Annotated in this window: 14 protein-coding genes and 1 pseudogene; 2 read left to right on the forward strand and 13 right to left on the reverse strand. The window is 70.0% G+C overall.

Features of this window, described 5'->3' with window-relative positions; translation table 11 throughout:
• Positions 1-70 precede the first annotated feature (70 nt).
• Both FG385_RS12475 and FG385_RS12480 read left to right on the forward strand, forming a co-directional pair.
• On the forward strand, positions 71-553 hold the full coding sequence (locus FG385_RS12475; protein ID WP_139096847.1) for a cation:proton antiporter regulatory subunit: 483 nt from the start codon (positions 71-73) through the stop codon (positions 551-553).
• Positions 554-1,084: pseudogene (locus tag FG385_RS12480) on the forward strand (cation:proton antiporter); the annotation flags it as partial.
• Positions 1,085-1,237: 153 nt separating this feature from the next.
• Here the strand turns inward: FG385_RS12480 and FG385_RS33890 are convergent.
• The 13 genes from FG385_RS33890 to xerD form a co-directional block, all read right to left on the reverse strand.
• Positions 1,238-1,387, reverse strand: a complete 150-nt coding sequence (locus FG385_RS33890; RefSeq protein WP_160148780.1) for a hypothetical protein — start codon at positions 1,385-1,387, stop codon at positions 1,238-1,240.
• A gap of 109 nt (positions 1,388-1,496) precedes the next feature.
• Positions 1,497-2,483, reverse strand: coding sequence for an NAD(P)-dependent alcohol dehydrogenase (locus FG385_RS12485; protein ID WP_139096848.1), 987 nt, complete (start codon positions 2,481-2,483; stop codon positions 1,497-1,499).
• A 12-nt stretch (positions 2,484-2,495) separates the two neighbouring features.
• Positions 2,496-3,848 carry a mannitol dehydrogenase family protein gene (locus FG385_RS12490; RefSeq protein ID WP_139096849.1) on the reverse strand — a complete coding sequence of 451 codons (1,353 nt, stop codon included), beginning with the start codon at positions 3,846-3,848 and terminating at the stop codon, positions 2,496-2,498.
• 2 nt (positions 3,849-3,850) lie between these two features.
• A complete protein-coding gene (gene manD / locus FG385_RS12495; RefSeq protein ID WP_139096850.1) occupies positions 3,851-5,065 on the reverse strand; it encodes a D-mannonate dehydratase ManD in 1,215 nt (404 codons plus the stop codon).
• Positions 5,065-5,451 (reverse strand): NAD(P)-dependent oxidoreductase, encoded by a 387-nt coding sequence (locus FG385_RS12500; protein ID WP_139096851.1) that lies wholly within the window; start codon positions 5,449-5,451, stop codon positions 5,065-5,067. Before FG385_RS12500 ends, manD begins: the two co-directional genes overlap by 1 nt.
• On the reverse strand, positions 5,448-6,440 hold the full coding sequence (locus FG385_RS12505) for a LacI family DNA-binding transcriptional regulator (RefSeq protein ID WP_139096852.1): 993 nt from the start codon (positions 6,438-6,440) through the stop codon (positions 5,448-5,450). The genes FG385_RS12500 and FG385_RS12505 overlap by 4 nt, the downstream gene beginning before the upstream one ends.
• A 147-nt stretch (positions 6,441-6,587) precedes the next feature.
• On the reverse strand, positions 6,588-8,390 hold the full coding sequence (recQ, locus tag FG385_RS12510) for a DNA helicase RecQ (RefSeq protein WP_139096853.1): 1,803 nt from the start codon (positions 8,388-8,390) through the stop codon (positions 6,588-6,590).
• A 31-nt stretch (positions 8,391-8,421) separates the two neighbouring features.
• Positions 8,422-9,165, reverse strand: a complete 744-nt coding sequence (locus FG385_RS12515) for a pseudouridine synthase (protein WP_139096854.1) — start codon at positions 9,163-9,165, stop codon at positions 8,422-8,424.
• Positions 9,155-9,880: an SMC-Scp complex subunit ScpB gene (gene scpB, locus FG385_RS12520; protein WP_139096855.1), complete on the reverse strand. Its 726-nt coding sequence runs from the start codon at positions 9,878-9,880 to the stop codon at positions 9,155-9,157. Before scpB ends, FG385_RS12515 begins: the two co-directional genes overlap by 11 nt.
• Positions 9,877-10,737, reverse strand: coding sequence for a segregation and condensation protein A (locus FG385_RS12525; RefSeq protein ID WP_139096856.1), 861 nt, complete (start codon positions 10,735-10,737; stop codon positions 9,877-9,879). The genes scpB and FG385_RS12525 overlap by 4 nt, the downstream gene beginning before the upstream one ends.
• Positions 10,734-11,123 carry a cobyrinic acid ac-diamide synthase gene (locus FG385_RS12530; protein WP_139096857.1) on the reverse strand — a complete coding sequence of 130 codons (390 nt, stop codon included), beginning with the start codon at positions 11,121-11,123 and terminating at the stop codon, positions 10,734-10,736. The genes FG385_RS12525 and FG385_RS12530 overlap by 4 nt, the downstream gene beginning before the upstream one ends.
• The gene (locus FG385_RS12535) at positions 11,120-12,088 is read right to left on the reverse strand and encodes a ParA family protein (RefSeq protein ID WP_139096858.1); all 969 of its coding nucleotides are present in this window, start codon (positions 12,086-12,088) and stop codon (positions 11,120-11,122) included. The genes FG385_RS12530 and FG385_RS12535 overlap by 4 nt, the downstream gene beginning before the upstream one ends.
• An 87-nt stretch (positions 12,089-12,175) precedes the next feature.
• Positions 12,176-13,078, reverse strand: a complete 903-nt coding sequence (xerD, locus tag FG385_RS12540) for a site-specific tyrosine recombinase XerD (protein WP_139096883.1) — start codon at positions 13,076-13,078, stop codon at positions 12,176-12,178.
• Positions 13,079-13,094: the final 16 nt, after the last annotated feature.

The following is a 13,094-nucleotide window of genomic DNA, read 5'->3' on the forward strand; positions in this document are numbered from 1 at the left end:
TTCATTCTGCCTGGCAGGGGGCCACGCGGCCGCACCGGGCCGAATCGGGCAAACCGGTACGGTGACCGGTGTGAACGTGGAAGTGACTCCCCTGCCCGGTATCGGCGTGCGCAGGGACTTCGCGCTGCGCGACGGTCGGCGCGTCGGCGTCGTGACCCACCGGGACGGGCAGATCGAGCTGATCGTGTCCAAATCCGACGATCCGGACGCCTGCCTGGCTTCGCTGCCGCTGACCGCGGGCGAGGCGGGCGCGCTGGCGAACCTGCTCGGTGCGCCGCAACTGGTGGCGCAGCTGACCGAGGAGCACCGCGAGCAGCCGGGCATCTCCACCCGCCAGCTGCCGATCAAGGCGAACGCGCCGTTCGACGGGCGCACGCTCGGGGACACCGCGATGCGCACCCGCACCGGGGTCTCGGTGGTCGCGGTGATGCGCGCGGGTCAGGTGCACCCGTCGCCGGGGCCGGATTTCACGTTCACCGCGGGTGATGTGCTCGTCGCCGTCGGCACTGGCGACGGGCTCGAGAACGCCCTCAGAGTCCTGAAGAACGGATAAATGGATCACACCGCATTGGCCCTCGTCGAACTCGGCGCCGTCTTCTTCGTTCTCGGTGTGCTCGGCAGGCTCGCGTCGCGCATCGGGATGTCGCCGATCCCGCTGTACCTGCTGGGCGGGCTCGCCTTCGGGCAAGGCGGGCTGATCCCGTTCGAGGACATCGGCGGATTCACGCATCTGGCCGGCGAGATCGGCGTGGTGCTGCTGCTGTTGCTGCTCGGCCTGGAGTATTCGGCGGCGGAACTGTTCACGGGGCTGAAGCGCTCGTGGCTCGCCGGGCTGCTGGACATCGTGCTCAACGCGGCGCCGGGCGCGGCGGTCGCGCTGCTGCTGGGCTGGGGGCCCGTCGGCGCGATCGTGATGGCGGGCGTGACGTACATCTCTTCGTCGGGAATCGTCGCGAAGGTCCTCGGCGACCTGGGACGGCTCGGCAACCGCGAAACGCCGGTGGTGCTGTCGATCCTGGTTTTCGAGGACCTGCTGATGGCGATCTTCGGCCCGACAGCGGCGCGCATCGTCGAACCGGTTGCCCGCGCCCTGCAACGCCGGCCCACCCGGACCGAACCCGCCCCCGCCAACTAACGCGAGTCCGGCTCCCACCGCGCGCGAGTCCGGCTCCCACCGCACGCGGGTTGGGTTCTCACCGCAGGTGAGTCCGGGTCTCGCCGCACGCGAGTTCGGCTCTCACCGCCCGCCGGGTACCGCGTCCTCCACCAACGTCAGGTCGCGGTCCTTCGTCTCCGGCGAGAGCCATGACGCGAGGAAACTCCCCGCCATCGTCACCATCATGTAGATCGCGACCGGCCACCACGAGTTCGTGAACGCGGTCAGCAACGCCGAGCATCAACTGCACGAGGATCCACACGACCGCGCCGAGCGCGGTCCCGGCCGCGGCGCCGACGTACACCAGCGAGGACAGGCGCCCTTACCGTCACTGATCGGGCTACTTGCCGGGGTGGATCACGACCTTGAGCTGCCGCGGATCGGAGCGGGCGGCGCGCAGGGCGTCCGCGGTGTGCGCGAGATCGAACGCCGAGGTGACGAGTTCGTCCAGGCGCACCTGACCGTTGGCCGCCAGCGCGATCGCGGTGGGAAACACGTGTGCGTACCGGAAGACCGGGATGAGGTCGATTTCCCGGCGCTGCAGCAGAGCCAGCGGCAGACCGTCCACTGTGGGCGGTGACTGGCTGACCACGACGGCACGCCCGCCGTGGCGCACCGACTCGAGCGCCGACCAGAACGCGCGCTGCGCGCCCGAACATTCGATCACGACGTCGGCCTCCGCGCCCTGGAAGGACTTCAGGCCCAGCCCTTCCGCGACGCCGAGCCGGAACGGGTTGATGTCGGTGATCGTCACCGACGCGCCACCGGCCTTCGCGACCTGACCGGCGAGCACCCCGATCGGGCCCGCACCGAGCACCAGCACCCGTTCGCCGAAGCCGGCCCGCGCCCGCCGCACGGCCCAGCACGCCACGGCCAGGGGTTCGATCACCGCGCCGGCCTCGGCCGACATGCCGGGCGGCAGCACGTGCACGAACTCCTCGGGCATCACGAGCAGGCCTGCGATCCCGCCGTCGGTCGGCGGCGAGCCAAGGCAGATCCCTTGTGGACAGATGTTGTACCGGCCTTCGCGACAGGAACGGCATTTTCCGCAGGGCACCGCCGGCTCGACGGCAACCCGTGTCCCGGGCTTCAAGGAAGCGCCGGGACCGGCGCCGCGGATGGTGCCGCTGATCTCATGCCCGAGTACGGTCGGGCGGCGCAGCTCGTTCGCGCCGTTACGGCCCGATTCGTAGTAGTGCAGATCGGAACCGCACAGGCCGACGGCCGCCACCTCGACCAGCACGTCCCGGGCGCCCAGCTCGCGTACCGGCACGGTTTCGATCCGGATGTCGCCGGGCGCGTGCAGGACCGCGGCGTTCGTCTCCATGGAGCTCCCCTCTCACACGATGGCCGCGGCCTGCGCCGCGCCGTGCGTGCGGATCACCTCGACGAGCTCGGCCACCAGCTCGGTGAACCCGCTGCACTCGGCCAGCTCTGCCGCGAATATCTGTCCTTTGTGGAAGACAGCTTCGACGAACTCCCGTGCGGTGCCGGAATCCAGCGCCCGCAACCGCTCCAGCGCCGGGTCGCGAATCCCGGTGTCGAGGCAGCACAGGTACGCCGCCACGGTCAGCGCGAGCTGCCCGGGCACCCGTCCCTGCTTCTGGTGCCACAGCACCGGTTCGGTGATCCGCTGCGGCAGCTTGAGCGAGCCGTCGGAGCCGACCTGGGCCGCCCGGTGGCCGAGCGCGGAGTTCGAGAACCGTGCGAACAGCTGCTCGATGTACTGTTCGACATCGATGGCCTCCGGCGGGGTGAACGTCGGCAGGTAGTCCTCGGCCATGACCCGCCGGGCCGCCCGCTCCACGAACGGCCGCGCGACCGAGTCCGCGACGTGCCGCGCGCCGGAGAGCAGCCCGAGGTAGGCGATCAGTGAGTGGGTTCCGTTGAGCAGTCGCAGTTTCAGCAGCTCATAGGCACTCACATCGTCGGTGAAGATCGCGCCACCGGCCTCCCAGCGCGGCCGGCCCTGCGCGAAGTCGTCCTCCAGCACCCACATCGTGAACGGCTCCGCGGGCACCGGCACCGCATCCTCGACGCCGAGCCGCTCGGCCACGATCCGCCGCGTCTCGTCCGTCGTCGCGGGCACGATGCGGTCGACCATCGCGTTCGGGAAGGTCACGGATTCATCGATCCATTCGGCCAATGCGGGATCGGGCAGCGCGGCGACGAACTCCCGGACGAGCCGCCGGGTGTGCCGGCCGTTCTCGGCGAGGTTGTCGCAGCTCAGCACCGTGATGCCACGGCCGTGGGTGCGAGCGCGGCGCTGGAGACCGCGCGCGATCTGCCCGATCGGGGTGCGCGGTGCCGCCTCGGCCAGGTCGTGCCTGACATCCGGTGAGTCGAGGTCGAGCCCGAGCGTCTTCGGGGAGTACGAGTAGCCGTGCTCGGTGACGGTAAGGGTGATCATCCGCGTTTCCTCGGCGGCGATCGCCGCGAGCAGGGCGTCGGTCTCCTCGGCCGCGACGAGCACGCCGGTGTGCACGGCGGGCGCGGAGATCCGCGCCTCCGCCGGCGAGATTTCCACGACGTGGTACCGAAGGTCCTGGCGTCGCAGGGCATCCACGACCGTGCGCGAGGAGCTCGCCGCGGCGAGGATGCCCCACTCCGCCCCGTCCGGCGCGGCGGCCGTGTACACCGCCTGGTGTGCGCGGTGGAAGTTGCCGAGTCCCAAGTGGACGATTCCGGCCATGCTCACCAGTCCTTCACGGTGCCGTCGGCCAGCCGTGCGACGGGCAGGTAGGCCTGCTGGTACGGATGACGCGCGGCGAACTCCTCGTCCAGCTCGACACCGAGGCCCGGCGCGTCCCCGGGATGCAGGTGACCGTCCTGATAGGAGTACGCGTGAGAAAACGCTTCCTCGGTCGCGTCCGGATAGCCCATGTACTCCTGGATCGCGAAGTTGTGGGTGGCGAGGCCGACGTGCAGCGAGGCCGCGAGGTTGACCGGTGAGACATCGGACGGCCCGTGCGGCGCGGCGGCCACTTGGTACAGCTCGGCAAGGTGGAAGATCTTGCGTACGTGGGAGATCCCGCCCGCGTGCACGACGCAGGTGCGGATGTAGTCGACGAGCCGCTCGGTGATGAGCGTCTGGCAGTCCCAGATCGTGTTGAACACCTCGCCGATCGCGAGCGGGATCGTGGTGTGCCGCCGGACCTGCCGCAGCAGTTCCTGGTTCTCGGCCGGGGTCACATCCTCGAGCCAGAACAGGTCCAGATCTTCCAGCGCCTTGCCGAGCCCCGCCGCCTCTGTCGGCGTCAGGCGGTGGTGCACGTCGTGCAGTACCTTCACCTCTGGCCCGACCTCCGCCCGCACCTCCGCGAGCGCCCCGGGGATATGCCGCAGGTACTTGCCGGTGTCCCAAGGCTCTTCGTCGGGGCGCGTCCCGCGGCCCGCAGGCTCATAGGCGTTGCCACCGCTCACGCCGTACACCTTGTCAAGGCCAGGTATTCCACTTTGGACACGAATGGCGCGGAACCCGTGGTTGAGCTTCTCCCGTACGGAATCGAGCAGGGCCGCGGTATCCGCGCCCGTGGCATGGGCGTAGGTGAGGACCTTGTCGCGCACAGCGCCGCCGAGCAGCTGGTACACCGGCAGCCCGGCGATCTTGCCCTTGATGTCCCACAGCGCCATGTCCACCGCGCCGATCGCGGCCATCGTGATCGGCCCGCGCCGCCAGTACGCGCCGCGGTAGAGGTACTGCCAGGTGTCCTCGATACGGTCCGCGTCCCGCCCGACCAGCAGCGGCGCCACATGCTCGGACAGGTACGCGGCGACGGCCAGCTCACGCCCGTTGACGGTCGCGTCGCCCCAGCCGACCACCCCGTCGGCGGTGACCAGCTTGAGCGTCACGAAGTTGCGGCCCGGGCTCGCCACGATGACCTTCGCCTCGGCGATCCGTTGCGCCATCAGCGCACCACCAGGTTCTCGAGCTCGCGGCCCTCGGCCAGCCGCGTGATGTTCGCCGCGATGTCCTCGACCCGGGCGTCGATCGCCGCGCCCGCGATCACGCGATCGCGCAGCACCTCGTACAGCGCCTGCTCGTCGCACAGCGGCCCGCGCCCGATGTTGACCAGCACCGCGGAGGGCTTCATCGCGCGCAGCCGTCCGGCGCCGATCATCCCTTCGGTTTCGGGCAGCAGCGGGACGCCGAGCACCACGGCGTCGGACTCCGCCAGCAGCTGCGGCAGCCGGTCGCGCCGTGGATGCGTCGAGATCGTGGTCCCCGCCGGACACAGCCGGGCGAGCAGGTCCCGGTAGGGCACGAGATTGGCGTCGGCCACCACGACCTTCATGCGGGGGTTCCCTTCCGTACCGGTTCCGCGGTGGACCCGCGGACCTTCAGCTGGGTTTCGAGCCGCACCAGGGCCGGTTCGCCCTCGTGCCCGCCGAGCAGGCGCTGCATCACCTCGATACTGACCCGGCCGGCGCGGTCCATCGGCACCGCGATCGTCGTGATCGGGGGGACCGACATCGACGCCATCGCGATGTCGTCGACCCCGATCACGCTCACGTCGCCGGGCACCGCGATGCCCATCGCAGTCAGTTGCGCGACCGCGCCGAGCGCGACAAGGTCGTTGTAGGTGACAACGGCGGTCGCGCCGCAAGCCCGGATGTTCGCCGCGGCCGCGATCCCGCCGTCATACGTCGGGGCCTGCGGATGCAGGATCTCCAGCGCCACGCCGAGCCGCTCGGCGTTCTCGGTGATGAGGCGGAGACGTTCGGAGTTGGACCAGGACAGCGCGCTGCCCTGGACGTACGCGAGGCTGCGGTGCCCGAGGGCGTGCAAGTGCTCGACGGCCTGGCGCATACCGGTGGAGGCGTCCACGAGCACCGACGGCAGCTGCGGCACCTCGCGGTTGACCAGGACGATGCGCGCGTCGAGCGACACCAGCTCCTCGAGTTCGAGCCGGGACGAGCACAGCACGATGCCGTCGACCTGCGGAAGGAGGCGCGCGATCAGCCGGCGCTCCAGTTCGGGGCTCTCGTCGGTGTCGGCGAGCAGGACAGCCTGGCGCTGCTGCCAGCCCTGCGCCTGGGCTGCCTTGACGAACGAGGCGAACACCGGGTTGGCCACGTCGGGCACGACGAGCGCGATGCTGCCGCGCCGGCCCGTCGCCAGTGCGCGGGCCGCATGGTTGGGCTGATACCCGAGCTCCCTGGCCGCCGCGACGACACGCTCGACGGTCGACGGCGAGAGGCGACCGGGCTCGTTGAACGCGCGGGAGGCCGTGGAGACCGAGACGCCGGCCTGCTTGGCCACCGCGCCCAGCGTCGCCGCCATCTCGCTCCTTCGCTCAAGGCGTCCATGCAACACTGTGCAAGCGCTTGCACAACATTGTCAAGAGCGCCCGCGGCCGGACTCACCCGCGGTGAAGGCCGAACTCACCCGCAGCGAAAGCCGGACTCGCGAGGTGAGGGGCGGGCGGAGCTAGCCGGCGAGGACGTCGAGGATCTGCTGGCCGTACTTGGCCAGCTTGTTCTCCCCCACCCCGCTCACGCCGCCCAGCTGCTCCAAAGTGGACGGCTGCGCGGTCGCGATCTGCCGCAGGGTCGCATCGTGGAAGATCACGTACGCCGGGACGCCCTGCTCCTTCGCCGTGCCCGCGCGCCAGGCGCGCAGCTTGTCGAACACGGGCGCCGCCTCGGGCGGCATCTCCACCACGGCCTTCTTCGCGGTGCGCGGCGCGCGGGGTTCCCGTTTCGGTTCCCGGCGCAGCCGCACCTCTCGACGCCGGCCCAGCACGTCACCGCTGCCGTCCGTCAGCACCAGGGTGCCGTAGTCACCCTCCACGGCGAGCAAACCCTGCGCGAGCAACTGCCGCACGACGCCACGCCACTCCCCCTCGGACAGCTCCGTGCCCACGCCGAAAACGGTCAGCTCGTGGTGCCGGTGCTGTTGCACCTTCGGCGTCGACTTGCCCAGCAGGATGTCGATGATCTGCCCGGCGCCGAACTTCTGCCGCCGCTCGTGCTGCAGCCGGTACACAGTGGACAGCAGCTTCTGCGCGGGGATCGTGCCGTCCCAGGCCTCCGGCGGGGTCAGGCAGGTATCGCAGTTGCCGCACGGCCCGGCCGCCTGCCCGAAGTAGTTCAGCAGCTGCACCCGCCGGCACTCGACGGTCTCGCACAGCGCCAGCATCGCGTCCAGATGCGTCGCCAGCCGCCTGCGATGCGCTTCGTCGCCCTCGGAGGTGTCGATCATCTTGCGCTGCTGCACGACATCCTGCAGCCCGTACGCGAGCCACGCCGTCGACGGCAGCCCGTCCCGGCCCGCGCGGCCGGTCTCCTGGTAGTAGCCCTCGACGGACTTCGGCAGATCGAGGTGCGCGACGAACCGGACGTCCGGCTTGTCGATCCCCATCCCGAACGCGATCGTCGCGACCACGACGAGCCCGTCCTCGCGCAGGAACCGTGCCTGGTTGGCCGCGCGCGTCCGCGAATCGAGCCCCGCGTGGTACGGGAGCGCCTCGATGCCGTTCTGGGTGAGGAATTCCGCGGTCTTCTCCACCGAGTTCCGCGACAGGCAGTAGACGATCCCCGCGTCCCCGGCGTGCTCCGTGCGCAACAGCTCCAGCAACTGCTTCTGCGGGTTGTTCTTCGGCACGATCCGGTACTGGATGTTCGGCCGGTCGAAGCTCGCGACGAAATGCTTGGCGCCGTCGAGGTTCAGCCGCGTCGCGATCTCGGCGTGGGTCGCCTTCGTCGCCGTCGCGGTCAGCGCTATCCGCGGGACCTCCGGCCACCGCTCGTGCAGCTCCGAGAGCCCGAGATAGTCGGGCCGGAAATCGTGGCCCCACTGGGAAACGCAGTGCGCCTCGTCGATCGCGAACAGCGCGACCTTCCCGCGGCCGAGCAGCTCGACCGTCGATTCCAGCCGCAGCCGCTCGGGCGCGAGATACAGCAGGTCGAGCTCGCCGCCCAGGAACGCCGACTCGACCTCGCGGCGCTGCTGGTAGTCCTGCGTCGAGTTGAGGAACCCGGCCCGCACGCCGAGCGCGCGCAACGCGTCCACCTGGTCCTGCATCAGCGCGATCAGCGGCGAGATCACCACACCCGTGCCCGCACGCACCAGCGAAGGGACCTGGTAGCACAGGGACTTTCCGCCGCCGGTCGGCATCAGCACCAGCGCGTCGCCGCCCTCGACGACCTGGTTGATGATCGCTTCTTGCTCGCCCCGGAACTCCTCGTAGCCGAAGACGCGCCGCAGGACGTCGAGTGGAGTGGTGCTCACCGGGCGATGGTAGCGGCGGAACCCCGCGGTATCACAGACCCGCCGCCCGGTAAAGGCCGCCCACTTCGTCCCGGGTGAGCCTGCGCAGCGAACCCGGCTTGGGGTTGCCCAGTTGCACGTCGCCGACCGCGGTGCGCACGAGTTTCCGCACCGGGAAACCGACCTCCGCCAGCAGCCGCCGCACGATGTGCTTGCGCCCTTCGTGCAGCACGACCTCGACCAGCGTCTTCCCGGCCTGCATGTCCTTCACGCGGAACGCGTCGACCTTGACCGGGCCGTCCTCGAGTTCGACCCCCGCGCGCAGCCGCTTGCCCAGACCGCGCGGTACGAGACCATCCACCTCGGCGAGGTAGGTCTTGGGCACGTGGTACGACGGGTGCATCAGCCGGTGGGCGAGGTCGCCGTCATTCGTGAGCAGCAGCAGCCCCTCGGTCTCGGCGTCGAGCCGGCCGACGTGGAACAGCCGGTCGGACCGGTTGCGCACATAGTCCCCGACGCACGGGCGACCCTGCTCGTCGGTCATCGTACTGTGCACGCCCTTGGGCTTGTTGAACGCGAAGTACAGCAGGTCCTCGCGGAGGATCACGCGCATCCCGTCGACGTGGATCACCGCGTGCTCCGGGTCGACCCGGTGCCCCTGCTCTCGCACCGTCCGGCCGTCCACGCTGACACGGCCCTGCGCGATCAGTTCCTCCGCCGCGCGCCGTGACGCGATACCGGCCTTGGCGAGCACCTTCTGCAGGCGCACGCCCTCGGGTGCTTCATCAGATGTCATCGATCGCGTCCACTTCGGGTAGCAACGGGGCGATCGGGGGCAGGTCGTGCAACGACGGGAGCCCGAGCCGCTCAAGGAACAACTCTGTGGTCACATACAGGGTGCCACCGGTCTCCGCGTCGGTGCCGGCCTCCTCGATGAGCCCGCGCGCCAGCAGCGTCCGGATGACACCGTCCACGTTAACGCCACGTACCGCCGCGACGCGCGAGCGGGTGACCGGCTGGCGGTAGGCGATCACCGCCAGGGTTTCGAGCGCGGCGCGGGTGAGCTTGGAGCGCTGGCCGTCCAGGAGCAGCTTCTCGACGAACGGGGCGTACGTGTCGCGCGTGAAGAACCGCCAGCCCTCACCCGCCTGGCGCAGCTCGATACCGCGGCGGTTTTCGGTGAGCCGCTCGGCCATCGTGCGCAGGGCCTGTGCCACGCGCGCGACCGGCTGATCGACGGCCTCGGCCAGTGATTCCTCGCTGGCCGGGGAATCGACGACGAGCAGCAGCGCCTCGAGCGCCGACTCCAGGGCGCCGTCTTCGGTGAGGTCCGGCACGGACCGGTCGATGGCGACGAGATCGGACTCGTCGTCGACCGTGCTCTCGGGCTCGGTGTCGCCTTCCGCCGCAGGCACTTCCGGTTCCGGCTGCGCGGCCGCTTCCCGCTCCGGTTCCGGCGCCGCCGCACGGATCTCGTCCAGCTCGACCGGCCGCTCTTCCTCGGGGTTCACCCGTACTCCTCTTCCTCAACGCGGGCGCGATCCTGCTCGGCCTCATCGGTGGCCTGCTCCAGCGACCCGCCCGTCCAGCGCACGCTGAGCGCACCCAGCGCCTCGGCCTGCTCGAACTGCACCGAAGACTCCCGGTACAGCTCCAGCAACGCCAGGAACCGGGCCACGACCTCGATCGTGTGCTCGCAGTCGGACACCAGTTCCGAGAACGTCGCCGTCCCGGCGGACGCGAGCCGCAGCCGCAGCGTCGCCGCGTGCTCCCGGACCGAGACCCGGCCCATGTGCAGGTGGTCGAGTGAGACCGTCGGCGGCGGTTTGGGCCGGAACACCGCGAGCGCGACCTCCCGGAACTTCTCCGGGCTGACACCCAGCATGACCTCGGGCAGCAACCCGAGGTACCGCTCCTCCAGCGCGACCGAACGCGGATACCGCCGCAGCGCCCCCGCCTCCAGCTCCGAGAACAGCTCGGCGACCTGCTTGTACGCCCGGTACTGCAGCACGCGCGCGAACAGCAGGTCGCGCGCCTCCAGCAGCGCCAGATCGTCCTCGTCCTCGACCTCGGCCGCGGGCAGCAGCCGCGCGGCCTTGAGGTCGAGCAGGGTCGCCGCGACGACGAGGAACTCGGTGGTCTCGTCCAGGTCCCATTCCGAACCGAGCGCGCGCGTGTACGCGATGAAATCGTCGGTGACCCGGTGCAGGGCAACCTCGGTGACATCGAGCTGATGCTGCGAGATCAGTTGCAGCAGCAGGTCGAACGGGCCTTCGAAGTTCGACAGGCGCACCTTGAACTTCTCCGGCGAACTCTCCTCCGCGACGGGCTCCGGCTGAGGAGCCTCAGCCGGTTCCCGTGTGGTCACGACCCGGCGGCTTCCTCGGTGTCGAACTCGTGCTCCCGCAACCGCTGGACGAGTACCGAGTCCGGCCCGTGCTGGTCGAAATCGGCGAGCAGGACCGCGACCGCCTCGCGCACCAGCCGGCCCCGGTCGATCACCAGCCCGTGCTGCGCTCGCAACGCGAGGCGCGCCTGCTCCATCGCGACCAGTTCGTCACCCGAGACGTAGACCGTGATCTTGGAATCGTGTTTCTGCCGACCGGAACCGCGCCGGGTCGCGCCGCCGCGCTCCAGCTTGCCCCGCTCGTCCGCCGGGCGCGGCACCTCGACGGGCGCGACCGGTTCGAGTGCGGGACTGCTGGTCAGGCGGAAGAGTTCCGAGGCCCCGGGCAGGGAGGCTCGCCTGCTCACCGAGCGATCACCTCGCGGGCCAGCGAGCGATAGGCCATCGCGCCGGCGGACTTCGGGGCCCAGCGGGTGATCGGCTCACCGGCCACAGTGGTCTCGGGGAACCGCACGGTGCGGTTGATCACCGTGTCGAACACGGTGTCACCGAACGCCTCCACCACGCGCGCCATGACCTCTCTCGAATGGAGGGTTCTCGGGTCGAACATGGTGGCCAGGATGCCGGTGATGTCCAGTTTCGGGTTCAAGCGCTCGCGTACCTTCTCGATCGTGTCGATCAACAAAGCCACGCCACGCAGACTGAAGAACTCGCACTCCAGCGGGATGATCACGCCGTCCGCGGCAGTGAGCGCGTTCACCGTGAGCAACCCGAGCGATGGCTGGCAGTCCACGAGAACATAGTCGTAGCCGTCCATCACCGGTTGCAGGACCCGGAGCAACGTGTGCTCGCGGCCGACCTCGGCCACCAGCTGGACCTCGGCCGCGGACAGGTCGATGTTGCTCGGGAGCAGGTCCATGCCCTCGACGCTGGTCTTGCGCAGCACGTTGTCGGCGCTGACCGAGCGTTCCATGATCGCGTTGTAGACGGTCTGCTCCAGCTCGTGCGGCTGCACGCCGAGCCCCACCGACAGCGCGCCCTGCGGGTCGAAGTCGACCAGCAGCACCCGGCGGCCGTACTCCGCCAGGGCGGCACCCAGGTTGATCGTCGAGGTGGTCTTGCCGACGCCGCCCTTCTGGTTGCACATCGCGAGCACGGTCGCGGGACCGTGCTTGTCCAGCAGGGGCGGGTCCGGTATCTCCCGCCATGGTCTGCCGGTGGGGCCCACCTGGGGCTTCCCGTTCACCTTGCCGGGCTGCACGGCCGTGTCCACAGCCTCGGGCTCTCCCTCTGTCGCGATGGTCAGCTGGTCGAGGTTCGCGGCGGCCGACCGTGCTGCGGCCGATCTGGCCGGTGGCTGCTGTGTCGACATGGCGCGAAAACTCCTCGTTCGACGGGTCTGCCGAAGCCTATTGCGCGCGGCGTTTGTCGCCAAAGCGGCTCGCCGGAATCGCTCGCGTCAACCCAGCGCCCGAGGATGAGCCGTAGCATATATCTCACGGAGAGTGTTCACCGTAACCAGGGTGTAGACCTGGGTCGTGGTCACCGAAGCGTGTCCGAGCAGCTCCTGAACCACCCGTACGTCGGCACCACCTTCAAGCAGATGGGTGGCGAAGGAGTGGCGCAGCGTATGCGGGGACACGCTCGCGGAAATCCCGGCACGTTCGGCGCTGACCTTGAGCACCTGCCAGGCGCTCTGCCGCGAAAGCCGGGTGCCGCGCGCGTTGAGGAACAGCGCCGCGCTACCCCGGCCGCGCGCGGCGAGCACGGGCCTGGCACGCACGAGGTAGGCCTCGACGGCCTCGACGGCCGGCCTGCCGATCGGCACCAAGCGCTGCTTACCGCCCTTGCCGTCGAGCAGCACCGTGCGCTCGCCGCGGTCGATGTCGTCGAGATCGAGGCCAACCGCTTCGGAGATCCGGGCGCCGGTCGAGTACAGCAGTTCCAGCAGCGCGCGGTCGCGCAGCGGACGCTCACCTTCGGTCCCGGGTACGTCCAGCAGGCGCAGCACGTCGTCGACGGGCAGCGCCTTCGGCAGCCGTTTCGCCGCCGCCGGCGGGCGGACCTCGCGCGCCGGGTCGTCCTCGGTGATGCCGTCGATATGCGCGAAGCGGTGCAGCCCGCGGACGGCGACGAGTGCGCGGGCGGCCGAGGACGCGGCGAGCGGCGGATGCTCGTCGTCGCCTTCGCGCAATGCCGCGCCGAACGCGGTGACCTGGGCTTCGCTGATCCGCCGGAAATCGGTGACGTGCACGCGCTCGAGATGGGCGGCGTAGCGACGCAGGTCGCGGGCGTAGCTGTCGAGGGTGTTGCGGGCGGTGCCCCGTTCGACCGCCAGATGATCAAGGTAGGCCGTGATCACCTGCGCCACCGCGATA

Source organism: Amycolatopsis alkalitolerans (genome assembly GCF_006152065.1).
In the GTDB taxonomy this organism is placed as follows: domain Bacteria; phylum Actinomycetota; class Actinomycetes; order Mycobacteriales; family Pseudonocardiaceae; genus Amycolatopsis_E; species Amycolatopsis_E alkalitolerans.